Consider the following 24,212-nt stretch of genomic DNA (forward strand, 5'->3'; position numbering starts at 1 on the left):
CCATACAGCGGTGGCAAAATGCCTCGGACAACATCCATACAAGAGCCGCCTGGTGCCCTTGAATGGCGAGAGGCGCTTGGCGACGTTGGCCCGCATTACCTGCGCGTGCTCCGCTTCCTGGAGCGCGCTATCGCGGAGGACCGCCTGCGCCCGGGCGATCGTCTGCCACCGCAACGTCAGCTCGCCAAACAGCTCGGGCTTGATTTGACGACCATTACGCGCGCGTTCGCGGAAGCGACGGCGCGCAAGCTCATCCATGCGCGCGGCACCCTCGGCACGTTTGTCTCCATGCCGGAGGTGGAGTTGTCGCCGATCATCGACCTGAGCATGAACATCCCCCCATTGCCGGTCCAGGTGGATTTCGGCGATCTGCTCCGGCGAGGCATGGCCCAGGTGCTGACTTACGCCGATGTCGACAACCTAATGAACTATCAGCTCAACGGTGGCGGACGGTCGGAGCGCACCGCGGGCTCGCGCTGGCTGGCCCCCATGCTTGGCAAAGTGGACAGTACGCGGATCGCCGTGACAGCCGGGGCGCAGGCCGCCTTGTCGGCCTTGATCCTCACGCTCAGTGCGCCAGGCGATCACATCCTGGCCGATGCGATGACCTACCCGGGACTGCTCGCTGCGGCCAGCGAATTGGGTCGTCTGGTCACGGCGGTGGAAGGCGATGAGTACGGCATGGATCCCGAGGCCCTGGCATCGATGTGCCGAACGCAGGGCGGGAAGCTGCTCTACCTCAATCCGACCTTGCACAATCCCACCACCATCACCATGCCCGGACAGCGCCGCCAGGCGATCGCCCGGGTGGCGGCCCAGTACGATTTGCAAGTGATCGAGGATGATCCCTATTGGCTCCTGGCGGAGGCCCCGCCAGCTCCCGTCGCGTGCCTGGCGCCCGACCGCGTGCACTACATCGCGACGCTGTCCAAATGCCTGGCACCCGGGCTGCGAACCGCCTACGTGGTGTCACCGAGCGATCGATGGCAAGGCCGGCTCCTCACGGCGCTCAGGGCAACGACCCTCATGCACGCACCGCTGGCCACCGCGGTTGCCACGCAGTGGATTCATGACGGCAGCGCGACGCAGCTGCTCGACGGCATCAAGTCAGAAGTGCGCGCACGCCAGGAACTGGCGATGCAGGTCCTGCCACACCGGGGGCAGCCGTGGCCCAGTGGCTCCATCCACCTGTGGTACGAGCTTCCCGGATCATGGACGCCGTCAGCCCTGGCGGTCGCGGCACGCATGGAAGGGTTGGCTGTCACGCCGTCCGAGGCCTTCGCGGTGACGCCGGGAAGCGGGCAGGCCATTCGCATTTCGTTGGGTGGCGTCAGGGACCGGCCTCGATTGCGCCTGGCGATCCAGAAGCTGGCAGGGCTTCTCGAACAATCACCGGGATCGGCGACGTCCGTGCATGTCTAGCGCACTGGTGACGTTCGGGCATGGCGTGGATGCCGGGCTCCCGGCGTCGCACCGGGACTGGTGCTGCCGCGCTACGTGCCAGACGCCTTGCTCAGTCCTTCGGACTGTGCGGCCGTCAGGTACAAATCGCCGAAGCGATCACCAAACTTCTCCCACATGAGGCGCGAGAATTCATGCACGCCGGCGAGCGGGTAGTGATGTATCAGCAGCGAGTCCGCCTCGCCCGAATCATTCATGTGGACGATGATCGAGCATTCCAGGAGGACGCCGTTGACGCGCGAGCGATACGACTCAAGGAAGAATTGATCGCCGACCTTGCCGAAGTACGTGTAATCCTGGAATTCGTACAGCGTGCGGGCATGCGAGATGAGCGCGAGGATGTTGTCCTTGCCCTGCACGGGGCGCTTCAGGACGGCGCCTTCAAGCGTGGCGTCCTGTGCAAGTTTGCCGAGCCACGGCGGCGGGCCGTCGGGGCGGGGCAGCGTGGGTGCAGTTTCAGTGAATTTCATGGTTCAGATCCGGCGGAAAGTCATGGAATGAATGGTGCGGTGTATCTGGTACGTAGCGACCTGGGGCCGGCACACACCTCCGGCGGGCCGAACGCCATGGCTATCCGGAAGTCGGCGTTGGCTTCCCCATGGAGGCGTTCAACGACGCCCCCATGTGGGTCAACCAGTCAAGCGGGATGTGGTCGATCCCTCATCATGTGGGCGCGTCGGAGCTGCCTGGAGGAATCAAGGGGCAGCACGGCGCATCGCCAGGCCGGGATCGGTCACTTGATCCATTCGGTCAGCGGCTTGCCCTTTTGAACCACATAGGTGCCAATCTCGGCGCCATTCGTCGTGCCGACGTTGGTGGCGCTGTGAACGACGCCCGCGGGAACGAACAGCACATCACCGGCTTTCAGGGTCACCGGGGCCTGGCCTTCAAGGTGGTATTCCAGCGTGCCTTCGCTGACATAAATGATTTCTTCACCGGGGTGCTTGTGGTTCGGCGCCGTCTTGCCAGGCTGGATATCGACGCGCAACTGATACTCCTCCCAGCCGGGCATGCTGAGGTCATGGTGCGACAGTTCCTTGCGGGACGTGCCGGTCAGTTGCTGAGCCTGTGCGGCCAAGGGCGCCAGGCTGCTTGCGATGGCGATCAGGGCTGAAACCCCATAGATGAGTGCTTTCATGGATTGATCCTCGTTGCGGGTCGGCGATAGCCACGCGGGACGACGTCTATGGCTTTGGCACTTGCTGGTTCTGCAGGAAGTCGATCACGTTCTTGCTGACAAACTCCGGTTGTTCCTCCTGTACGAAGTGACCGCTGTTGGGCACGGCGAGCGCAGTCAGGTTGGTAGCCTTCTTCCCGACAACCACCTTCATCCACTGGTAGGCCGGACCGGCCAGCACCAGCACCGGCATGTCCAGGGCGCCGTAGCCCTTGTTGTCGGCGACGTCCTGGGTGAATGCCTGGTACCAGCCGTTACTGGCGCGGATCGCCTCGCTCGTGTTGTATGCGTGCTCGTAGACGGCGCGGTCGCGCGCGTCGACGGCGTGCTCGTTGACCAGGAAATATTTGAACAGCCAGTCCTGCTCCACACGGATGCGCCCGGCGAGCAGTTGTTCCGGAAGTCCATTGATTTGGTTGAACGCGAACCACCACAGGAAGGGCCGCGAAGATCCCACCTTGTCGCCCACCGGCCCCTGCGCGGGCAGCAGGGGGAAGGTCATCAGGCTTTCGTCGGGATGCGGAAATTCCATCATCACCAGCTTGCCGGTCGCCTGCGGATAGTTCTGCGCATAGGCGTATCCCACGGCGGAGCCAATGTCGTGGCCGGCGATGTTGACCTTGTAGTAGCCCAATGACTGGACCAGCGCGTGGATGTCCTTTGCCATCGTCTTCTTGTCGTAGCCGTCGGCGGGCTTCGAGGACCCACCCATGCCGCGCAGGTCCACCGCAATGACGGTGTAATGTTCTGCCAGTGCGGGCATGATCTTGTGGAAGGTCCACCACGTCTCCGGCCATCCGGGGAGAAGGACCAACGGTTCGCCCTTGCCGCCAACGACGTAGTGCAGGTGCACGCCATCAACGTCGGCGTAGCCGTTGCTGAAGCCGGGCAGGGATTTGACCAGGGCAGCGTCAGAGACGTTGGCGACCTCGTGGGTGGAGGTACCCGAATAGCGGGCGTCGGCGGCTTGCGCAGCGGACAGCGTGACGGCCATGGCCATCGCGATGGAGCTGAACAGTGAAAGGAATTTCATATTGGTAGTACCTGGATCTGGCGGGCGTTGGATCAGCAATGAAGGCTCTTCCTGCTCTTCTGATCCATGGTGATTCGATGGTGATGGTTCACGCGACGCGTCTTGCGTATCCAACATCGCGCGGGGGGCTTCATCGCCGCGTGAACTCGGCTGCATGACGCTTGACGAATTCCGCCGTGCCCATGGGCTTCTCGCCAGTCAGCTTGAACACGTCATCGGTGATCCGGTCGTAGCGACCTTGCGTGTGCAGGCTGGCCATTACGGCGAGATGACTGATCAGGTGCTGCGGCACGCCGAACTCGCGGAGCTTTTCCGACCACGGCTCCACCGGCACGTCGCGGTAGCGAATGGTGCGGCCAAGCGCTTCGGAGAAGGCGCGCGCGTGCTGTTCCACATCGACCGACTCGGGGCCTGTCAGGTTGTAGACCTGGCCAATATGCGGGGCCGGGTTGTCCAGGATCGTGGCCACGACACGTGCCACGTCGTACGCAGCAATGGGGGACGTCCTGGCATTTCCCAGCGGCAGTGCGAGTTCGTCGTTGTCGCGCACGCCCATGGCGCCCAGGCGCAGGAAGAATCCTTCCAGGAACACGGTCGGGCGCACGTTGACCACCGGGAGACCCGACCAGGCCAGCACCTGTTCCGCCAGCCAGTGCAGCTTGTGCTGCGGACTGTCGGTGGTGTCATTGATGCCCATCTGCGACACCGTCATCTGCGACATGTTGACGATCACTTCCACGCCGTGGTGGCGGGCGACTGCGGCCACGGTGGCGGTCGCTTCCAGGTAGGACGCCGAGATCGACATGCCGAAGTAGATGCGCTTGCAGCCTTCGATGGCGCGGTGCACCGACTCAAGGTCGGTGAGGTCACCCACCACCACTTCGGCACCCATCTTGCGCAGGCTCTCCGCGCGCTCGTCTTCACGGCGGACCAGTGCACGAACCTTGTGGCCCTTGGCAATCAGCATGGACGCCACGTTGCGACCAATGGCGCCGATGTCGCCGGCAGCGCCGGTGACGAGGATGGGGCTTTCGTTTGAAGTATTCATGGGACGGGTCTGTCGTTGTCAGATGATTTCGGCGTGCGCCAGATCGATGGCGGAGCGCGCGGCGCGGTCGTGGAGGTGGGCCGTCGGCGTGCGGTCGATCAGCAGGCTGAGCAGCTCCGGGCGGGCATAGTGGCCACGCGAATCCATCTGCTGCTTGCGCCGATAGATCAGGTCGAAATTGAGGTCGGCGATGACTTCACCTTCGCCCTCGCGCAGCGGTTCGCCCAGGATCGTGCCATCCGGGGCAATGATCGCGGTGAAGCAACCGCCGGAAATCGGGCCGATCTGGCAGCCAGTGTCCTTCATGATCTGCGCCTGCTGGTCAGCATCGAGCCAGGCGGTCGAATTGACGACGAACGCACCGGACTCCAGCGCATGCTGGCGAATGTTGATCTCCATGCGCATGGCGAAGCCGTCGCCAAAGGCGGAGCCCGGATACATCGCCGCATGGATCTGCTCGCCATCGGCCATCAGCGCGTAACGCGCGAGGGGATTGTTGTGTTCGAAACACGCCAGCTGGCCGATGCGGCCGACCTTGCTGTCCACGGCGCGCAAGCCCGATCCATCGCCCTGGCCCCAGATCATGCGTTCGAAATGGGTCGGCGTGATCTTGCGGCGACGCTGGATCAGCGCGCCGTCGGCGTCAAACAGCAACTGGGTGTTGTAGATGGTGCCGCCGTCTCGCTCATTCACCCCGATGGACACCACCATGCCGGCCTTGCGTGCCGCTTCGCCGATGGCATCCGTTGCCGGGGACGGCACCGTTACCGACTGGTCCAGCAGGCGCAGGTATTCATCGCCGAAGAGCTGGGCCATGGGAGTCTGGACGGCAGAGAAATACGGGTAGTACGGAACGACCGTTTCGGGGAAGGTGGCGAACTGGACTCCTTTCTGCCCGAGCTCGTGAATCTTGCGTACAACTTTTTCGATGGTCGCCTCCCGGCTGTAGAGCACGGGGCTGATCTGGACTGCAGCGGCTTTGACAATGGTCACGTTGGGATCCTGGGTTAATGGTGTAGATACAACATAATGAACAAAAAAAAGGATTAGCCGGCCAGCTCCTCGACGGGCAGGACGGAGGACAGCTGGACAATGGCAGAAGCGCCGTCAACACCAAGTAGTTGCCTGGCCTTGACCTGGGCGGCGCGCCACGCAGGCATCGCCTGGGCGAGCAGGGCGCGACCTGCCTTGGAGATCACGATGGGACGACTGCGGCCTTTCTCCGGGACAATTTCGTCCGCCCAGCCCTGGTCGATGACCAGTTGCAGGTTGCGGGTGGACGTGGAGCGCTCCTGGTGGTTGGCGCGGCCGATCTCGGCGCGGCTTGCGCCATCCATGCCGGCGATGAGCACCAGCAGTGAGAATTGCGAGGAACTGAGGCCGAACGGACGCAATTCCTGGTCAAAGATGTTGGTGACCACGCGCGAGATGCGGCGACTGCGCGTCATCAGGCAGTGCTGCATCACCTCATTGACGAGGCTGGCGACAGCTTCCGTTTTTTGGGTGGCGGTGGTCTTCATGGGAGCAACTATAGTGCAGATACACCATCATGTCAAGCGCCAGGGTCGCACGGATGCGGCGGAAACCGGGCGGGTCTCCCGGACTTCGGCGTCGGGCCCGTGGCGCTCCATGCTTTGGTCTGGTGGCGGGCGGGACAGCGACTGCCCGGTAAGGGCGTGATGCGTGCTAGCGATCCACCGAACCCAGGCCCTGGCCATCGCGCTGCCATCCGCCACCAAGCGCCTTGATCAGCAGAACGCTCGACGTCATTCGCCGGGTCTTGATGTCGGCATCCGTCAGGCGGGCGGCAAGCTCTATGTTCTGCGCCTCAACGACGTTGAAATTGCTTTGCAGGCCACCCGCATAGAGGTCCGTCGCGTGGCGCGTGGATTCGGCGGCTGCAACGACTGCCGCGTGCTGCGTTTGGGCCTCCTCGCGCAGGCGATTCAAGGACGACAGGTTGTCTTCCACCTCACCGAAGGCGTTGAGCACGGTCTGCCGGTAGGCTGCCACCGCCTCGGCGTGGCCGGCGCGGGCCTTGGCGGTGCCGGCCTTGCGACGACCGCCGTCGAAGATGTTCAGGAGTGCGGTGGGGCCGAACGACCATGCTTCCGAGGGAGCATTGAACAGCTGGCCTGCCGCCGCGGATTCCACGCCGAAAAGGGCCGTGAGATTGAGCGTGGGGAAATAGGCAGCGCGCGCGACGCCAATATCGGCGTTGGCCGCGGCCACGCGATCTTCCGCCGCCGCGATGTCGGGCCGGCGTTCCAGCAACGCTGAAGGGATATTGACGGCGATGGGCGGCGGCTCGATGTCGAGCGGACGCGCGGGCAGGGACAGGTTGGACGGCGGTGCACCGGTGAGAATGGCGATGGCGTGCTCCAGGTTCGCCCGCTTGAGCCGCATCTCGGTGGCTTGCGTGCGGGCGCCCTCCAGTTGCGCCTGGGCCGTGGAAACGTCGGCCTTGCGGGCGTACCCCACCTGCACGCGCGCCTGCGTCAGGTCCAGGAACTTTTGATAGTTGCGGACGGTGTCATCGAGGATGTTCTGCTCGAGGTCGTAGCCCCCGAGCACGAAGTAATCAATGGCCAGTTCAGCCTGGATGCGCAGTTCGACTGCGGCGAGATCGTCGCCCGATGCATCTGCCCGGAACTTGCCCGCGCGCACCTCGTTGCGGACGCGGCCCCACAGGTCGATCTCGTAATTGAGATCGAAGCCTGTTTCGTATTGCTTGAACGTACGGTTGCGCGCCGGATCGGCCACGGAAGCGGAGAGATGGTTGCGCGTAGCCGAACCGGTCGCATTCACCGTGGGATAGTAGTCCGCCTGCGCCACGCGGGCGTCTGCGCGTGCCTCGTCAAAACGGGCCATCGCGACCTGGATGTCCTGATTGGCCTGGGTGGCCTGCTCCTCGAGTTTGTCCAGCGACGCGTCATGGAAGACGTGCCACCAGTGATCCTGCGGCAGTCCGCCGCCCGGCTGGGCCATGGCCCAGTCGCCAATCTCCTTGTATGCCTCGACCGGCGGGAGGGTTGGCCGGGCATCCTTCGGCGCCAGGTCACAGGCACCGAGCAGCGAAACGGCAAGTGCCACGCCGATCGCGCGCAAGCGGAGCGATGAGGTGCTCATGATTTGCCCGCCTTCGAAGTAGCCGAGGCGTCGCCCGCGGCCACGCGGCGGTCCGCTCCGGCGACCGGCGCCTGGCGAACGTGCACGGTGGAGCCACTCGCGAGCGAGGCGGGCGGGTTGAGGATCACGGCGTCGCCAGGCTGCAGGCCGGTGGTGATCTCCACCTCGGCGCCGAAGTCGCGGCCCAGCGTGACGGCATGGAGTTCCACGCGGCCGCCTGGGGCTGCCGTCGCCACGCGCAGGCCTTCCGACTGGAACAGCAGGGCATTGGCCGCGACCCGTACGGCGTGGCTGGTGTTTGGCAGCGTGAAATGGACGTCGGTATAGCCGCCCGGGAACAGCTCGCCCTTGGCGTTATCCGTTTCCAGCTCAACCAGCAGCGTGCGGCTGACCGGCTCGATGGCATTGGCGGTGCGCACCAGCTGGGCATCGAACACCCGGCCGGGCTGCTCCGGAAACTGCAGCGCGACCGGCACGCCCGGCTGGATGCGCGCAGCGTAGCTCTGCGGCACCTGCACGTAGATGCGCAGCTTGCGCAGGTCGGCTACACGGAAGAGCTCGGGACCATTGCCGCTGCCGGCATCGATGAGTGCGCCGATGTCGGTCTTGCGCGCGGTCACCACGCCATCGTAGGGCGCCACCACGCGCTCGAAGCCCACCAACTGCTTCAGTCGATCGACGTTGGCCTCGCTTGCCGCCACCAGTGCCGCCTTGGCGGCGGCATCGCTCGACGCCTGGTCCTCGTCCTGCTGTGAAACGGACTCGGTGGGCAGCAAGGCGTGAACGCGCCTGGCCGTGGCCTGCGCGACGCGATCATTCGCGCGCGCGGTCATCAGATCGGCCTCGGCCTGGCGAAGCTGGCGATCGACTTCGGGTGAGTCGATGTCGGCCAGCAGGTCACCCGCCTTCACCTTGCTCCCGATGTCCACGTACCAGTGCTTGATGTAGCCGCTGGTGCGGGCATAGATGGGCGTGTCGAACTTGGCCTGGACCGTACCGGGAAGCACGACGTCTTCCTGGTCTGGCGTCGGCTTGGCGGGTGCCACGGAAACGGTCGGTACGGCGGCTTCCTCGGTGGCCTTGATCACCGCGGCTTCCGCCGTGTGCCTGGACCATATGCCGCCGATGGCCAGCGCCAGAAGGACGGCGGTGCCTGCGTAGAGCGCCGGGGCCACGCGCAGCCGCGCCGGGGAATTGCGTTCAGTAGTCATGTTGCTTGAACCCGTGGGTAGTCTTAGATCGGTTCGGCGGAAAGGCGCAGTGCGCCGGCGCGCTGCCGGCGTTCGTGGACGAGCGAGAACACCGCCGGCACAAAGATCAGTGTCGCGATCGTGGCCAGGATGAGGCCGCCGATCACTGCGCGACCGAGCGGGGCGTTCTGTTCGCCGCCATCGCCCAGGCCCAGCGCCATGGGAAGCATGCCGATGACCATGGCCAGTGCCGTCATCAGCACGGGGCGGAAGCGCATGAAGCCTGCATCGAGCGCCGCTGCCAGCGCGTCGCCGGTTTCGGCCAGTCGCTCTCTCGCGTGGCTCACCACCAGGATGCTGTTGGCCGTGGCGACGCCGACGCTCATGATGGCGCCGGTAAGTGCCGGCACGCTCAGCGATGTGTGCGTCAGGAACAGCATCCACACGATGCCTGCCAGCGCCGCAGGAAGGGCGGTCACGATGACGAAGGCGTCGGTCCACGACTGGAAATTGATCACGATCAGCAGGTAGACCAGCAGAACGGCGAAGGCCAGTCCCGCGAACAGGCCGCCAAACGACGACTGCATGGTCTGCACCTGGCCGCGGATGGTGACAGTCGAGCCCTTGGGAAGATCCTTCTTCATGTCATCGACGACCTTGCCCACGTCGGCGGCGACGGCGCCAAGGTCGCGATCCTGCGGCGCCAGATAGATGTCGATCAGCGGCGCGACGTTGTAGTGCGAGACGACGGCAGGACCCACGCCGCGACTGATGGAGCTGATCGCACCGAGAATCTGTGGCTGCGTGCCTGCCGAACCCGTCACGGGGATGTTGCGCAACGCATCCAGCGAATTGAGCTGAGGCTGTGGCGTCTGCGTGACCAGCGGATAGGAGACGCCGGATTTCTCGTCCATCCAGAACGTGGGGTTGGTCTGGAAGCTGCCCGTCAGGGACACCAGCAGGTTGTTGGCCACGTCACGCTGGGCAAAGCCCAGTTCCAGGGCGCGGCTGCGATCGACCTTGACGTCGAACTCGGGATAGTCGAGCGCCTGCTGGATGCGGGCATCCGCTACGCCGGGCACGTGGCGCAGGCGTTCCAGCAACTTCTGGGCAAAGACGTTGTTGGCGGCAACCTTGAAGCCGCTCACCTGCACGTCGACCGGTGCCGGTGAGCCGAAGTTGAGGATCTGCGTCACGATGTCAGCCGGCAGGAACGAGAAGGTGACGCCCGGAAACGCCTGCGGCAGCGTCTGGCGCAGGCGGCGCACGTAAGTTTCCGTCGATCCGTGCTTTTCATTCAGGGTAATCAGGATGTCGGCATCCGAAGCCGTCGTGGGCGCCGAGTTGCTGTAGGCAAGGTTGATGCCGCTCACCGGCAGGCCGACGTTGTCCACCAGGCTCTGGATTTCCTGGCCGGGGATCATCTTGCGGATCTGCGTATCGATCTGCTCGGAAAGCTTGGCGGTTTCCTCCACCCGTACGCCCGCATGCGCCCGGACATGCAGCTTGATCTGGCCGGTGTCCACCGACGGGAAAAAGTTCTGCCCGAGCCACGGGGTAAGCAGGAGCGATGCAAACACGCCAGCCAGGAACAGCGGGATGAACACACGGCGCCGATGGATGACGGCCTTGAGCAGGTCCTGGTAACGAACCCGGATCGCCTCGAAGCGGTGCTGGAAGTTGTGCTGGAACCGGGCCATCGCGTGGCGCGGAGCGTCGTTCTCGCCATGCTGGTGCATGCGCAGCCAGTACTTGGCCAGCGTTGGCACCAGGGTGCGCGAAAGCACGTACGAGGCGAGCATGGCGAAGCAGATGGCTTCGGCCAGCGGCACGAAGAGGTAGCGGGCCACGCCTTCCAGGAAGAACATGGGCACGAAGACAATACAGATGCAAAGCGTCGCCACGAAGGCGGGCACGGCAATTTCGCGCGCACCATTGAGGATGGACTCCTCGACCCCTTCGCCATGCTCCAGGTGCGTGTTGATGCTTTCTATGGCAACCGTCGCGTCATCCACCAGGATGCCCACCGCAAGCGCCAGGCCGCCCAGCGTCATGATGTTGATCGTTTGCCCGAGCAGCGACAGGCAGATGATCGACGCCAGGATGGAAAGCGGAATCGAAATGGTGATGATCAGCGTCGACCGCCAGCTTCCAAGGAACAACAGGATCATCAGGCCGGTCAGCGCGGCGGCGATAATGGCCTCCCGCACGACGCCGTCGATGGCGCCCTTGACGAACAGCGACTGGTCGCCGATCGGATTGATGTTCAACGCAGGCGGTGAGGCTTCCCGCACCAGAGGCAGGTGTTGCTTGATCTGCTCGATGATGTCCAGCGTCGAGGTGTCACCCGTCTTCTGGATGGTCATCAGCGTGGCCGGCGTGCCGTTGACGCGGACGATGTTGGTCTGCGGGGACGAGCCATCGCGCACGTGCCCGACGTCGCGGAAGTAGACGATCGAGCCGTTGCTCGTCTTGATCGGCAGGTTGTTGTACTCGTCGACCGCCCGCGGACTTCCGTTCAACTTGATGTTGTATTCGAACTGCCCGACTTTTTCCGTGCCCGCGGGAATGATCAGGTTCTGGCCGGCGACCGCGCTGACCACATCGTTGGCCGAGACGCCATGCTCCCTCAGCAGGCGCTGGTCCAGGTCGAACTGGATCTGACGCTGCCGGCCGCCATAAGGGTAGGGAATGGAAGCGCCGGCAACGCCAGCCAGCTGCGTGCGCACGAAGTTGTTCGCCTGGTCGAACAGGCCTTGCTCGTTGATCGTCGGGCTGGACAGTGCCAGCTGGATGATGGGGACGCTGGAGGCGTTATAGGCGAGGATCTGCGGCGGCGTCGTTCCGGGCGGCAATTGCTTGAGCCATGACTGCGAGACCGCCGTGAGCTGGCTCATCGCCAGGTCGACGTTCGCCCCCTTGTGGAAAAAGTACTTGACGACCGCGATGCCGTTCAGCGACTGCGATTCGATGTGCTCGATGTTGTTCACGGTCACCAGGGAGACACGCTCGAAGCCGCCGGTGATGCGGCCGCTCATCTCGTCGGGCGGCAAGCCGTTGTAGTTCCAGATCACGCTGACGACAGGGATGTTGATGCTGGGGAAGATGTCCTTGGGAGTGCGGACAATCGTCAGTACGCCAAGGATCAGCAGCAGCAGTGCCAGCACGATGAAGGTATAGGGCCGGCGCAGGGCCAGCTGCACGATCCACATGGGACAGCGCTCCGACTAAGGTTTAATAAAGAAACCTATTTATACACTTGGCAGTTTTATAATGCAACCATCAGTGCTGGACGGCGCCCAGGTTGCATTTGCGGAGGTGACGAGGCACGCGACGCGTGCGTTTACCAAGAGCTACTTGTCCCGGGCGCGGTGGTGGCTCGCGCGGGAAGCACGTCTCATGTCGAGCGAATCCAGCCTTTGCATGCCTGCTTTGAGGGGGCAAAGCTGGCTTTGAAGGCGCGGCTGAAGGCCGCTTCCGAGGCAGCGCAACGGCGCGCACCGAATAGTCGGCGCCTGCGGCAATTCATCGCTATACGGTGAAGCAGCTGCCGAATTTACAGAGCGTGGCGCTGGTCACGACATGACCGGCGGCGGCCATGGTCATGACGCCTTTGAGGTCGACGGGGCAGGGGCCATCGACGTGAGACGCTTCAGCTTCCCTTGGTGCTGCCTTCATCCAACGGGCTGAGCTCGCTTGCGATGAACTCTACAAACGCACGGGCCGGCATGCGTGTCGCGCGGCCAAGAGGGAAGTACGCGTGAACGGGCAGCTTTGCCATGTGCCACTCACCAAGCAGTTGCACGAGTTCGCCGCGTGCCAGCTCATCTCGGCAGGCCCAGGACGTCGTTGATGTAACTCCCAGGCCGCCGACTGCCGCGGCAATCGCGCCTGCCGTGTCGTTGGTGGTAATGGTCGCGCGGGGTGCAATGCTGCTGGTGAAACCATCGCGTTCGAACTGCCAGGAGACCGGGCTGGCCGGGCCGGCGACTACCCGGTGCGTGAGAATGTCGTCAGGAGACTGCGGCGTGCCGTGGCGGGAGAGGTAGGCGGGCGACGCGACGATCACTCGACTCATATGGCCAACGAGTCGTGCGGTACCCGTTATGTCAGGCATATTGCCTACGCGCATCCCTACGTCGATGGCTTCGCGCACCATGTCGTTAAATCTGTCCTCAAGAATGATTTCAACCCGCAATTGAGGGTGCTGCTCGCTGAACTTCCAGAGGCGTGGCAGGACCACGCGGGCGGCCATGGTCGATGGCATGCTGACGAGGAGCAGCCCACGTAGCTCGCCCGTCTCGCGCACGCTGTTCTCGGCATCATCGATCGCCGCAAGGATAGGTTCGATCCGGGCAAGGAACTCGGCGCCCGCTTCGGTCAGTGCTAGCGCGCGAGTCGTGCGAGACAGGAGTCGCGCTCCGAGACCTGCTTCAAGGTCTGCGACCACGCGGGAGACCTGCGACTGCGACATGCCGCATTCCCTGGCGGCTGCGGAGAAACTCCCGAGGTGCGCCACGCGCGTGTAGAGCCTGAGGGTCAGAATGTCCTTCAGCGCCATCCCGGTGATACCTCTGCCTGGCCGTGGAGCCCGCCGTGCGCACGCTCCCACGCCGGCCTGCACGTGATTTTAACGCACTCGAAAGCGCTCGGCCCGGAGGGCGTAGCTGTGATCGGGATGGGCGGCCGGATCGCCATGGCAGTCGCATGGATTTGCGAATCCGAGGTTCGAAAGTGCAGCGCTACCCATGCATCCCCAGGATAAGTGTTAGCAGAAATGGATGGCTATCGCCGGTGCACGCCAGCGCGCCACCATACATCCCGTCACCACCAAGCCGATGGTTGCCAAGGCCGCGATGTCAACGCGACGTCAAGTGCGCCACGGACTTCACGGCTTGATTCTGCAAACAAACTATCTGGAGAGCACCACATGAAAGTCATGGCTATCGCCACCAAGACCGCTGCCTGGACACTGGAGCTGTTCGGAAAGCTCATAACCCGTGAAGCACCGCACACGCTGCAGCTGTACCTCGACGGCAAGCTTGAGCAGTTCTGGTTTCGCGAAAACGTGGGCCCGATCTTTCTGATGAACGTTGAGTCCCTTGACGATGCCAGGGCTACGCTGGATGCGCTGCCGTTGGTGTCGGAGGGCCTGCACACGTATGAGCTTATGACCGTCGCCCCGCTGGCGCCGCTCGGACGTCTTATCCAGGGCAAGTGACGCCCGACGGAAACCCTTCTGCCCCGAGTCTGGAGAGTTCATATGAAGCTGTCGCAGGCGGCCACGCTTGCAAATAGCTGGATGTGACCGTCCGGGCTGACCGCGAATCCACAGGATCAAGCTCGGTCGTGTCCGATTGACCAACGTGGTTCCACGAGGTGAATTCCAAGTCTGCGCCGAAGCCCATCAGCTTGCAGCATTCGATACGGGTCGAAACGAAGGCCCGGGATTCGCGGCGTTTTGCGGCGATCCCGGGCACATCCATCGCGCTCAGGCTGCCGTGGCTTCGCTCAGCAAAGGGTAGTCGACGTAGCCTTCCGCGCCGCCACCAAAAAACGTCCTGGGGTCGGCATCGTTCATGGGCGCGTCGGTCCGCAGTCGGGTGAGGAAATCCGGATTGGCGAGCACCAGCTGACCGTAGGCTTCCAGGTCAGCCAGGCCCGAGACGATATCCGAGCCAATCTGCTCGCGTGGGCGCCCGGGGCGGCTGAGGACCAGCGTGCGTGTCCAGAGATTGCGCAGATCCGCAAGCAAGGCCTCGTTACCCAAATGCATGATGTGCAGATAGGCGAGTCCCAGCCGGTCGAGTTCGGCCACCAGGTAGCGATAGAGATCCGGGCCGTCTGCACCTTCGTCGATGCCCGACATGGTTGTGCCAGGCGACAGGCGGATGGCTGTCCGGTCGGCGCCGATTTCATCGGCGATGGCGGCAGCCACTTCGATGGCGAAGCGTGCGCGGTTTTCGATGGAGCCGCCGTATTCGTCCGTCCGCTCGTTGGCGCTCGGGGCGAGAAACTGGTGCACGAGATAGGCGTTGGCGCCGTGGATCTCGACGCCGTCAGCACCGGCTTCGATCGCACGCCGTGCCGCGTGGCGGAAATCCGCGATGGTCTGGCGGATTTCGTTCAAGCCGAGCGCGCGCGGCACGGGGATGTCCTGCATGCCTTTGACGGTGAACATCGGTGCGCCGGGGGCAATCGCAGACGGGGCCACGGCCTGGCGGTGATGCGGTGTGTTGTCGAGATGCGACATGCGCCCGGCATGCATGAGCTGGATAAAGATATGCGAGCCCCTGGCATGCACGGCGGAGGTGATCCTTCGCCATCCCTCGACGTGTGCGGCGGTGTAGATGCCCGGCGTCGTAAGGTAGCCCTGGCCATCGTCCGATGGCTGCGTACCCTCGGTAACGATCAGGCCGAGATCGGCGCGCTGCGCGTAGTACTCCGCGGCCAATGCGCCCGGTGTGCCGTCGAACTCGGCACGGCTGCGCGTCATGGGCGCCATGGCCAGGCGGTTTTGCAGGGTGTAGTCGCCGAGGCGAACGGGCTGGAACAGGCGAGTCATCATGAAGTCCTCAATAGTGACGTGTGTGGAGCGACCGCGCTTGGCGCGTCGGGCGAGCAGGCAGCGCTCCGAAAGGGGTAGGGCAAGGGCGGGGCAATGCGTTTGTCGGTGCCGGTAGTGGCTTGCTCGCAGGGTTGTCTGGCCTTGCGGCGGTCTCCTGGAATTCGGGGCAGGGAGATCATGCAGCCAACCCATTGGCGGGATAAAGGAGGTATATTGGATTACATTGATCCATTCATGGAGCAATAGGGTGGAAATCCTCAACGACATGGCGTTGTTCGTGGAAGTGGTCAAAGCCAGGGGTTTTCGCGGGGCGTCCGAGGCGACCGGGGTTCCGAATTCCACGCTCTCGCGCCGCATCAGTGCGCTGGAGAAGGCGATTGGACTGCGCTTGCTCCACCGCACGACGCGCAAGGTCGAATTGACCGAGGCGGGCCAGATCTACTTCGAGCGGTGCAAGCGCATCGTCGACGAAGCGAAGCTCGCCCATCAGGAACTGGGTGACATGCTCGCCCAGCCCAGCGGCCTGTTGCGCGCCTCGCTTCCCGTCGATTTCGCCACGATCTATGTGGCGCCGCTGCTGGCCGAGTTTGCGGCGCGCTATCCGGGCATCAGCTTCGACTTGGACCTGACGCCGCGGCAGGTCGATCTCGTCAGCGAGCCTTTTGATGTGGCGATCCGTATTGGCGAGCCGGAAAGTTCGCATCTCATCGCGCGCCCCCTGGCTTCCTTTGTGCCGCACCTTTACGCCTCGCCGGACTATCTGGCGCGCGCAGGGCAGCCCGCGACGCCAGCCGACCTTGAGCAGCATGAATGCCTGAACATCCTGAAAGACCGGCCATGGGTATTGCATCGTGAAAAGGAAGCCGTCGAAGTCGCGACCCGTAGTCGCTTCACGATCAACAACGTTGGCCTGATATGTCGCCTGGCGACCCTCGGGATGGGCGTCGTCCTGCTGACGGAAGAACTGGTCGTGGACGACCTGGCCGCGGGGCGGCTGGTCCGCGTGCTGCCGCAGTGGCACGGCAAACCGATTCCCGTCTATGCCTTGACCGAAACGCGTTTACTGCCGGCCAAGACGCAGCGTTTCATTGAATTCCTGAAAGAGCGGCTGGCAAACGCATGAAGGCGCCGGTGTGAAGGGGTGCTTCACTGCAGCTGATCATCGAGGGCCGAGTAGGCGAGCCACCGCCTCAAAAATGCGTCATCGGTGGTCTGCTGGCCGGAAGGCGGTCTCTCGTTGCAGAAGAAGGGATGTAGGCCCCTTGGCGTATCATTGGGAAGCGCAATGGCGTTGGGGGCATCTATGTCAGCCTCGGACTGGGATCGCATCGCAGCATTGTTTGCGAGGGCTTGCGAGTTGCCCCGTGCCAGGCGCGCAGCTTTTTTGGATCGCACTTGCGCAGGCGATCCGGCGACGCGCCACGAACTCCAGTCCCTGTTGCAGGCGCATGAGCGCGCCAATGATTTTCTCGAACCGGCGCCGCGCGCCCGTGGCGAAGCTCCTGTCGAAGCATCTCTCGCCGATGGCGTGCAACTGGGCAATTGGCGCGTCAGGCGCTTGCTCAGTTGCGGTGGCATGGGGGAGGTGTACGAAGTCGAACGCGCCACTGGCGATTTCGCACAGCGAGCCGCGCTCAAGCTATTGAGGCATGATGCGGACGCTCAGTCGGAGCGCTTCCAAGCGGAGCGGGAAATCCTGGGCCGACTTGATCACGCGGGCATAGCGAAGCTGCTTGACGGTGGCGTAGGCGAAGATGGGCGGCCATGGGCCGTGCTGGAGTTTGTCGACGGCCAGCCGATCACGGCATGGTGTCAGTTGCAAAACGCCAGTTTGCGACAGCGCCTTAGCCTGTTTCTGCAGGTTTGTGACGCCGTGGCGTATGCCCATCGCAACCTGATCGTTCATCGCGACTTGAAGCCGTCGAATATCCTGGTCGACAAAGATCAACGCGTCCGCCTGCTGGACTTCGGTATTGCAAAACTGCTCGCGCCGAAAGTCTGGGGCCACGGCATGGCGACGGTCACGCAGATCCCGCTGACGCCGGACTACTGCGCACCCGAGCAGCTCTCTGGTGAGGTCATTACGACTGCCACCGATATCTATCAGTTGGGGTTGCTCCTGTTCGAGATCCTTACCCACAGGCAGCCATGGAAAATGCGCGGCATGCCTATTGCGCATGCATTGCGTGCCCTGCTCGACGTTGCGCCACCCAAACCTAGCGAGGTGGCTGCCTCGGAAGCAGGGGCCGTGGTGTCTTCACGGGCGTTGCAGGGTGATCTCGATGCCATCGTGGCGCGATGCCTTCGAAAGGAGCCGATGCGTCGTTATCCGACGGTGGAGGCCTTGAGGGACGACATCGTATGCCACCTGAGTGGTGAGCCGGTCGAAGCACGCGAGGGGGCGCGGCTTTATGTGCTGGGGCGGTTCTTGCGTCGCTACCGTTGGGGTGTGGCCGCAGCGGCCATGCTGATGCTGAGCCTGGCCGCGGGCCTCGCTGGTTTCGCGTGGCAGGCAGGGCGAGCTCGGGAGCAGGCCGATCGAGCGGAGGCAACCAAGCAGTTTCTTGTCAGCGTATTCAACGCGAGCAATCCCACCAAGGCGGCCGACAGGCCGCGTGGACAGATCACGGCGAAAGAACTTCTCGATGCAAGTTCAGTGCGCATCGACAGGGAATTTGCTGGCAGGCCAGAGCTGCAAATTGAGCTTCTTGGCGTCACCGCACAAATCTACGGCGAGCTCAACGAAAAGGATCGCTACCTCACCCAACATCGGCGCTACATCGAGCTTGCGCGCCAGTTCTATGGCGATTTGCATCCCATAGTCATCGACGCATATCTCCAGGATGCGGATTACTACGGAAGATGGCCGAACCTGGATAGCGTGGAAGCACTCCGAGCGCTCAACGCCGTTGATCCACTCATTCATCGCGCAGGCCTCGACGAGTCGCCTACTCGGGCCTTATGGTGGGAAACGCGGGGCAGGGTGCTGAAATGGGACCCGACGCGCATTGCCGAAGACGAGGCTGCATGGACTCAGGCGGCCGAGCTGTACCGACGCACCGATCCGCGCGACCCGCATTACCCCCGGGCGCTCATGGAGCTGGCCAGCATTGCGGCAGGGCGTGATGAAGGCGAAGATCGCGAGTATTCACTGCTTCTGCGCGCGCGTGAGGCCCAGGCCAAGGCGCGCAATCCGGACGATACCAATGGTGCACTGATCGAGAGCAGTTTCGCGAACGCGGAATGGGCGCGCGGTGATTTTGCCGCTGCCGATGCTTCATTGGTGCGCGGGATCGACATATTCCGGCGAACCAGGGGTGAACACCATTACGGCTACTGGCTGGCCGTGTCGAGCAGGGCGCTTCTCATGTGCGAACACGGTGATCGCGTCGAAGCGCTCCGGCTTTTCGACGAAGTGCTCCATCTCCTGCCCGACGACGCCAATCGAGAGCTTCGAAGAAGCGTAGCCGGGGTGCGCTCGATGTATGGCACTTGTTTGAGCCTGCTTGGTCGGAACCAGGAGGCCATCGTGATGCTGGAGTCTGCGGCACGGCTGCGCGAGGGTACGCATTGGACTCCAAGCGCGATCAGTTGGAATCGGACCGCGCTTCCGAACGCCTATGATGGTGTAGGGCGCTACGACGATGCACGTCAAAGCTTCAAGGCGGGACTGGATGTTCGCGTGGCTCAGAATCCGCGGGACAGTGGCCTGGTGCTGGAGATTCGCGAGAGGTGGGGGCGATTCCTGCTGACGCAGGGCGATGCCGCGGGCGCGGAGGCCGAATTTCGCGAAGTGATCGCCCAGGACCATGGGCGCAACCTCGCATTCACGGCATTGGCCCATGGAGGCCTCGCACGCCTGGCACTCGAACGGCACGATGCGGCTGCAGCGCTGGCATCCATTCGCACTGCGATGGGCGTTTTCAGCAATGTCACCGGCCCGCGTGATGCACGCATGGAACCCTACCTGTGGCGCATCTATGCACAGGCATTGGCGCAATCGGGCGATACAGGCGCTGCCATGACGTTCGCGCACAAGGCGCTGGATGCATATCAGCGCTATGACGATCCGGCGAGCCCCGACATTGTCGACACTGCATCATTGGTGGGGGTGCTTACCAGGTCTTTATCGCAGGCGCGTTGAGCAGGCGTGGAGCTGGTGAATTCCTGATTGCCCGCTACGCAGCACCTTCAAGCTCGCGATACAGCCACGCCCGTGCCAGTGTCCAGTCGCGACGCACCGTGCGCTCCGACATGCCCAGCGCACGCGCCGTCTCCGGCTCGCTGCAGCCACCGAAATAGCGGCATTCAACGACGCGCACAAGTCGAGGGGCCTCCTGCTCCAGGCGATTCAATGCCTCGTGTACTGCCAGGATGCGCTCGTCACTCTCGGCAGCTATGTCCAGCGCTGCGTCCAGGTCGACATGTTTCGCACCAGCGCCTCGCTTGCCCGCCCGGTTGGCTTCAGCGTGATTGACAAGGGCATGGCGCATGGCCAATGAAGCTGCCCGCAGGAAGTGTGCATCGTCATTCCATGGACGGGCGTGGCGAAGCTTCAGATAGGCCTCGTGCACCAGCGCCGTGGTCTGCAATGTGGCGCCGCTACCGGAACGTTGTCGAGCGTGATGGGCAAGACGCTTCAGCTCGTCATAGAACAACGGGACGAGCTCATCGGCCAGGCTCTGTACGGAGATCAAGTTGAGCGCGCCGCCTGAAGGTTTCCGCGTCGCCGGGCTGGGTCCGCCACGCTTCCCATCGCCCTCGCGGGGCGTGGCCGGGCTCGTGGGGGTTTTCCTGTTATCTGGAATGAGGGCCAAGTTACTTCTCCCATTGTCTGCAGGCACAGACGGAGAACCACCATGCTTTTGATCAAGCCCAACCCACTGGCGCACACCGTTGCAGGCATCTTGTTGCTGGCAACGATATTGCCCATGCAAGCGCTAGGGCAGTCTACAAGGTATCGGCTGGTGGACATAGGCACGCTGGGTGGTGCGAACAGCATACAGACCGGCCCTTCCGAAATGGTGAGTATTCGGGGGGATGCCATTGCACAAGCCGAAACAACTTACCCCACCCCGTTCGGGCAGAACGGGGTTACCAACGGTGGGCCGGTCGTGCATGCCGTGCGCTGGAGGGATGGCAAGGTCACTGATCTGGGAGTACCGGCCGGCATCGATGCAAAGCGCAGCGCCAGCATCCCGACCTGGATCGACGACAGCGGCCTCATTGCGGGCCTGGCTGAAAATGGATCGATTGATCCGCTGACAGGATTTGCGCAGGTGAGGGCTGTGCTCTGGGCCGGGCAAAAGAGCGTGGATCTTGGCACCCTGGGTGGCAATGCCAGTCAGGCGTTTTCGGTCAATGGTCTCGGTCAGGTCGTCGGCGTGGCCCTCAATGCCAAACCGGACGATTTCGCCCAGACCATGACTTTCCTGCCCGCAGCGACGCAGGCACGTGCGTTCCTGTGGCAAAACGGCGTCATGTTTGATCTGGGTACCCTGGGTGGAAACGACGCCGCTGCAGTCACGATCAACCAGCGTGGTCAGGTGACCGGATTTTCATATACCGATGCGACTCCAAACCCGGTAACCGGTGTACCCACGATTCACCCGTTTCTCTGGGATCACGGGAAGATGCAGGACCTTGGAAGTCTGGGCGGAACGCAGGCGTATCCTGGGCCGCTGTACATCCCTGGTGGCTCGGACACTTCCGGTGGCGTGGTGCTTAATGGCGATGGCGATGTTGCCGGAACCTCGATGATGGTGGGCGATACCAGTTGGCACGCCTTTCGCTGGAGTCACGGAATCATGAAGGATCTTGGCACGCTGGGCGGAGCAAACTCCGAGGCGTTTGCCATGAACAGGCAAGGTAACGTGGTGGGTCGAGCGGACTTTTCGCCAACGAATACACACCACCATGCCTTTTACTGGAAGCGCGGCGCCATGATCGATCTCGGCTCATTGCCTCCGTGCCAAAACAGTACGGCATTCGGCATCAATGAGCTCAATCAGGTCATCGGGGACACAGGTGCATGCCCGGGTGGCGGCGATGGTCACTCCTTCATCTCCGAAAATGGCCGGCCGATGGTTGACCTCAACGATCTCATTCTTCCTGGACAAGCACTGACGGTGATCGGAGTTGCATACATCAATGATCGCGGAGAAATTGGAGGCTTGGCACAGCTTCCGAATGGTGACTTGCATGCGATTGTGCTGATTCCAGCCAAGTAGATGGATCATCCCCATCCTCTGTAGACATCATCCGATGTCTACGGAATCGGTGGCGTACCAGACATCGGTGCAGAGGAAGGCTGCTCTGCCAATACGCAGCGGATCAACACAGGTAGCGACACTCTCTGTCATTCAACTGGTTGGCGACAAATCAGAATGCGACACCTGCCAGGATCATTGTCTCGCCACGATTCGGCTTATGCATGCCACCGTCGGAAATATGGCGAATGCCAAGGCTCCAGTGGCTGCCTTCGTAACCCACCGTCGTAATGAACTCATAGGGGCTGCTCAGCGCTTGCGTGCGCCCACTCTGCACAGCCGGCTGGAAGCTCAGGAAGAGTTGTCGGCACCATGCGTTGGCAAAGCCGTAGTGAATGCGCGCGCCACCGCCGACCAGCCAGATGTCGTCCTGCGTAGTGTAGCGGCCGGTAGTGAACTCCCGGTTGTTGCGACTACCGATCCATCCGGCTGTTACATCTGCCGACCAGGTGAACTTGCTGCTACCGATCGGATGTGGGTCGAAGATGAGTTCCCCGAACGCAGCGGGCGTGTCGTAGCCGTTGGAAGGATTGCCCATGTAACTGATGCCGCCCTGCAACTCGAAGCGGGCCGCCATGACGGGAAGAGCCGGAACGAACGAAATGAGTGCAGAAGCCATACAACTGGCAAAGGGATATATACGCATCGTGAAACCACATGTTGTAGGAAGTGACGCCAGGTTCGCGGTATCGCGCCCGGCGCTCGTCGCGGACGCGTCGAAGGCTTGCCTGACCTGAGCAGGTGGGGCAGGTTTCGCCCGGAAGCACCCTTGAATTCGATCAATCCCTGGAGCAACCGATGGGAGATCACGGAGATGGCCCGGCCACGATGTCGTGGACAACGCAATACCGAAACGTAGGATGAAAGCCCCGATATGGCGGACCGCCGGTGGGACGCATGCGCGACGCTGAGGTCTTCTATCTCTGCAAGTTGGTCGATGTGTGCTTCTGAGTCCGTCACCATGCTAGGGGCGGCAAGAGTCGGGCGGTAGGCGTCGAAGCGTGCGCAGCGTGTTGCCTGTAGGACATCAATCGAGCGAACGCGGCGGCTCTGCATGCTCGTCATGGCCCTGATTCGGGCCGAGGATTTCGGTGAGATGGTCAATGAAGAAGCGGATGCGCGTCGGTAGATGCTGCCTGTCCTGACCGCGCAGGCACTGCCAACGATCGTTGCTTGCGCGCGGATCAAGGCATGTCACTGACTGGCCATGGCGCAAGCTCGGCGTCACCTGGTAGTCGGCGACTCGCGCGACTTAAAGGTCGACTATCCCGCTTTTCAACAGGCACAGGGATCCTGGCTACACCGAGGTGGCTCAGGGGGACCGCGCATCAGCTCGGGTCAATGCTGATCCGTGGACGGACCGACATGCCTACGCGCAGCCGGCGGATGTCATCCTGGTTCGGGTCCAGACGAATACGCACGGGTAGGCGCTGCACAATCTTGGTGAAGTTCCCGGTGGCGTTATGGGCCGGCACGGCAGAGAAGCTGACGCCGCTGGCCGGACCCAGGCTTTCCACCGATCCCTTGAGGTGCGCATCTGGCAAGGCATCGACGGTGATGTCCACGGGCTGGCCGACCCGCATGCGGGCAAGCTGCGTTTCACGGAAATTCGCCTCGACATAGACAGCATCGAGCGGCACCAGGGTCAGTAGTGGCTCGCCTACACGAGTGTATGCACCGACACGAGCCTTGCGCTGGGCCACGAAGCCGCTGACCGGCGCAACGATCGTTGCATAGGACAACTTCAGATCTGCATCAGCTTTGGCGGCCCTGGCCTTGTCCAGGTTGGCCTGCAGAATAGCTACTTGCTGCTCGGCCGCCCGCAGTCCTGCACGGTCGCGTTCCAGCGTGGCCTGCTGGATGTCCCATGCGGCATCCGCCTGTTGGCGGGCCTGGATGGTGCCGGAGCCGTCACGAGCGAGGTTGGCGAAGCGGTTCCGATTCGCCTCCGCGAGCTTCAGGTTGGCACCGGAGGCTGCGACGGTTGCGCGAGCTTCCGCAATCAGGCTTTGCTGTTGATCGAGCTGACCCTGCAGGCTGTCTGCGGTTGCCTTCGCATTATCGGTAGCAATACGTAGATCGCGTTCGTCGATGTTCACCAGAGGCGCGCCGGCCTGGACTTCCTGGTTATCTTCCACCGCCAGACGGCTGATGACGCCGGCCACTTGGGGGGCGATGACGGTGAAGTCGGCCTGCACGTAAGCGTCATCGGTGCCTTGCTCGGATGCGGTCGATTCGGAGTGGTTCAAAATCATGAAAGCGCCTATGAGCGCGAGTGCGGCGATAACGCCGACCATGATGCGAAAGCGAGTGTTCGTAGGCATGGGATACCGCATC

At 62.9% G+C, this 24,212-nt stretch carries 19 protein-coding genes; 5 read left to right on the plus strand and 14 right to left on the minus strand.

Annotation, left to right across the window (positions count from 1 at the left end; translation table 11 throughout):
* The first annotated feature begins 105 nt into the window (after positions 1-105).
* Positions 106-1,422, plus strand: a complete 1,317-nt coding sequence (locus ACXU4B_RS03460) for an aminotransferase-like domain-containing protein (protein WP_240734000.1) — start codon at positions 106-108, stop codon at positions 1,420-1,422.
* A gap of 71 nt (positions 1,423-1,493) precedes the next feature.
* Here the strand turns inward: ACXU4B_RS03460 and ACXU4B_RS03465 are convergent, their stop codons facing one another.
* The 10 genes from ACXU4B_RS03465 to ACXU4B_RS03510 all read right to left on the minus strand — a co-directional run bounded on the left by ACXU4B_RS03465 (position 1,494) and on the right by ACXU4B_RS03510 (position 13,599).
* Positions 1,494-1,931 carry a hypothetical protein gene (locus tag ACXU4B_RS03465; protein ID WP_131407794.1) on the minus strand — a complete coding sequence of 146 codons (438 nt, stop codon included), beginning with the start codon at positions 1,929-1,931 and terminating at the stop codon, positions 1,494-1,496.
* Between the two features lie 263 nt (positions 1,932-2,194).
* A complete protein-coding gene (locus ACXU4B_RS03470) occupies positions 2,195-2,599 on the minus strand; it encodes a cupin domain-containing protein (protein ID WP_131407796.1) in 405 nt (134 codons plus the stop codon).
* Positions 2,600-2,645: 46 nt separating this feature from the next.
* Positions 2,646-3,827: an alpha/beta fold hydrolase gene (locus tag ACXU4B_RS03475; RefSeq protein ID WP_458910834.1), complete on the minus strand. Its 1,182-nt coding sequence runs from the start codon at positions 3,825-3,827 to the stop codon at positions 2,646-2,648.
* The gene (locus ACXU4B_RS03480; protein ID WP_131407800.1) at positions 3,802-4,719 is read right to left on the minus strand and encodes an NmrA family NAD(P)-binding protein; all 918 of its coding nucleotides are present in this window, start codon (positions 4,717-4,719) and stop codon (positions 3,802-3,804) included. The genes ACXU4B_RS03475 and ACXU4B_RS03480 overlap by 26 nt, the downstream gene beginning before the upstream one ends.
* An 18-nt stretch (positions 4,720-4,737) precedes the next feature.
* The gene (locus ACXU4B_RS03485) at positions 4,738-5,712 is read right to left on the minus strand and encodes a carbon-nitrogen hydrolase family protein (RefSeq protein ID WP_131407802.1); all 975 of its coding nucleotides are present in this window, start codon (positions 5,710-5,712) and stop codon (positions 4,738-4,740) included.
* Between the two features lie 53 nt (positions 5,713-5,765).
* Entirely contained in the window at positions 5,766-6,239 is a 474-nt protein-coding gene (locus ACXU4B_RS03490) for a MarR family winged helix-turn-helix transcriptional regulator (protein WP_131407804.1), read from the minus strand.
* A gap of 166 nt (positions 6,240-6,405) precedes the next feature.
* Positions 6,406-7,848: an efflux transporter outer membrane subunit gene (locus tag ACXU4B_RS03495; protein WP_131407806.1), complete on the minus strand. Its 1,443-nt coding sequence runs from the start codon at positions 7,846-7,848 to the stop codon at positions 6,406-6,408.
* The gene (locus ACXU4B_RS03500; protein ID WP_131407808.1) at positions 7,845-9,059 is read right to left on the minus strand and encodes an efflux RND transporter periplasmic adaptor subunit; all 1,215 of its coding nucleotides are present in this window, start codon (positions 9,057-9,059) and stop codon (positions 7,845-7,847) included. Before ACXU4B_RS03500 ends, ACXU4B_RS03495 begins: the two co-directional genes overlap by 4 nt.
* 23 nt (positions 9,060-9,082) lie before the next feature.
* On the minus strand, positions 9,083-12,250 hold the full coding sequence (locus tag ACXU4B_RS03505) for an efflux RND transporter permease subunit (RefSeq protein WP_131407810.1): 3,168 nt from the start codon (positions 12,248-12,250) through the stop codon (positions 9,083-9,085).
* Positions 12,251-12,690: 440 nt separating this feature from the next.
* A complete protein-coding gene (locus ACXU4B_RS03510) occupies positions 12,691-13,599 on the minus strand; it encodes a LysR family transcriptional regulator (protein ID WP_205746502.1) in 909 nt (302 codons plus the stop codon).
* A gap of 369 nt (positions 13,600-13,968) precedes the next feature.
* Here ACXU4B_RS03510 and ACXU4B_RS03515 point away from each other — a divergent pair, with 369 nt between their 5' ends.
* Complete coding sequence (locus tag ACXU4B_RS03515; protein ID WP_131407812.1) at positions 13,969-14,259, plus strand: hypothetical protein; 291 nt, start codon at positions 13,969-13,971, stop codon at positions 14,257-14,259.
* 270 nt (positions 14,260-14,529) lie between these two features.
* Here ACXU4B_RS03515 and ACXU4B_RS03520 read toward each other — a convergent pair whose 3' ends face one another.
* Positions 14,530-15,873: an alkene reductase gene (locus ACXU4B_RS03520; protein WP_240734001.1), complete on the minus strand. Its 1,344-nt coding sequence runs from the start codon at positions 15,871-15,873 to the stop codon at positions 14,530-14,532.
* Between ACXU4B_RS03520 and ACXU4B_RS03525 the strand changes: the two genes are divergently transcribed.
* Together ACXU4B_RS03525 and ACXU4B_RS03530 are read left to right on the plus strand one after the other, a co-directional pair.
* Positions 15,854-16,729 carry a LysR family transcriptional regulator gene (locus ACXU4B_RS03525; protein WP_240734002.1) on the plus strand — a complete coding sequence of 292 codons (876 nt, stop codon included), beginning with the start codon at positions 15,854-15,856 and terminating at the stop codon, positions 16,727-16,729. The genes ACXU4B_RS03520 and ACXU4B_RS03525 overlap by 20 nt on opposite strands.
* Positions 16,730-16,909: 180 nt before the next feature.
* Positions 16,910-19,750 carry a serine/threonine-protein kinase gene (locus ACXU4B_RS03530; protein WP_165583130.1) on the plus strand — a complete coding sequence of 947 codons (2,841 nt, stop codon included), beginning with the start codon at positions 16,910-16,912 and terminating at the stop codon, positions 19,748-19,750.
* Positions 19,751-19,784: 34 nt separating this feature from the next.
* On the opposite strand, the gene ACXU4B_RS03535 is transcribed toward ACXU4B_RS03530, so the two are convergent.
* Positions 19,785-20,303 (minus strand): ECF-type sigma factor, encoded by a 519-nt coding sequence (locus ACXU4B_RS03535; protein ID WP_131410307.1) that lies wholly within the window; start codon positions 20,301-20,303, stop codon positions 19,785-19,787.
* Positions 20,304-20,465: 162 nt separating this feature from the next.
* Here ACXU4B_RS03535 and ACXU4B_RS03540 point away from each other — a divergent pair, with 162 nt between their 5' ends.
* On the plus strand, positions 20,466-21,836 hold the full coding sequence (locus ACXU4B_RS03540; RefSeq protein WP_131407816.1) for a hypothetical protein: 1,371 nt from the start codon (positions 20,466-20,468) through the stop codon (positions 21,834-21,836).
* Between the two features lie 151 nt (positions 21,837-21,987).
* Here the strand turns inward: ACXU4B_RS03540 and ACXU4B_RS03545 are convergent, their stop codons facing one another.
* Entirely contained in the window at positions 21,988-22,521 is a 534-nt protein-coding gene (locus tag ACXU4B_RS03545) for a lipid A 3-O-deacylase (protein WP_458910835.1), read from the minus strand.
* 682 nt (positions 22,522-23,203) lie between these two features.
* Entirely contained in the window at positions 23,204-24,199 is a 996-nt protein-coding gene (locus ACXU4B_RS03550) for an HlyD family secretion protein (RefSeq protein WP_131407818.1), read from the minus strand.
* Positions 24,200-24,212 lie beyond the last annotated feature (13 nt).

The organism is Dyella soli, from assembly GCF_054482295.1.

Coding starts and splice junctions, on each gene's coding strand:
- ACXU4B_RS03475 (WP_458910834.1), bottom strand. CDS start 3,827: ATGCAGCCGAGTTCACGCGGCGATGAAGCCCCCCGCGCGATGTTGGAT.
- ACXU4B_RS03465 (WP_131407794.1), bottom strand. CDS start 1,931: ATGAAATTCACTGAAACTGCACCCACGCTGCCCCGCCCCGACGGCCCG.
- ACXU4B_RS03545 (WP_458910835.1), bottom strand. CDS start 22,521: ATGCGTATATATCCCTTTGCCAGTTGTATGGCTTCTGCACTCATTTCG.
- ACXU4B_RS03520 (WP_240734001.1), bottom strand. CDS start 15,873: ATGTCGTTGAGGATTTCCACCCTATTGCTCCATGAATGGATCAATGTA.
- ACXU4B_RS03490 (WP_131407804.1), bottom strand. CDS start 6,239: ATGAAGACCACCGCCACCCAAAAAACGGAAGCTGTCGCCAGCCTCGTC.
- ACXU4B_RS03515 (WP_131407812.1), top strand. CDS start 13,969: ATGAAAGTCATGGCTATCGCCACCAAGACCGCTGCCTGGACACTGGAG.
- ACXU4B_RS03530 (WP_165583130.1), top strand. CDS start 16,910: ATGTCAGCCTCGGACTGGGATCGCATCGCAGCATTGTTTGCGAGGGCT.
- ACXU4B_RS03505 (WP_131407810.1), bottom strand. CDS start 12,250: ATGTGGATCGTGCAGCTGGCCCTGCGCCGGCCCTATACCTTCATCGTG.
- ACXU4B_RS03495 (WP_131407806.1), bottom strand. CDS start 7,848: ATGAGCACCTCATCGCTCCGCTTGCGCGCGATCGGCGTGGCACTTGCC.
- ACXU4B_RS03550 (WP_131407818.1), bottom strand. CDS start 24,199: ATGCCTACGAACACTCGCTTTCGCATCATGGTCGGCGTTATCGCCGCA.
- ACXU4B_RS03480 (WP_131407800.1), bottom strand. CDS start 4,719: ATGAATACTTCAAACGAAAGCCCCATCCTCGTCACCGGCGCTGCCGGC.
- ACXU4B_RS03510 (WP_205746502.1), bottom strand. CDS start 13,599: ATGGCGCTGAAGGACATTCTGACCCTCAGGCTCTACACGCGCGTGGCG.
- ACXU4B_RS03470 (WP_131407796.1), bottom strand. CDS start 2,599: ATGAAAGCACTCATCTATGGGGTTTCAGCCCTGATCGCCATCGCAAGC.
- ACXU4B_RS03540 (WP_131407816.1), top strand. CDS start 20,466: ATGCTTTTGATCAAGCCCAACCCACTGGCGCACACCGTTGCAGGCATC.
- ACXU4B_RS03500 (WP_131407808.1), bottom strand. CDS start 9,059: ATGACTACTGAACGCAATTCCCCGGCGCGGCTGCGCGTGGCCCCGGCG.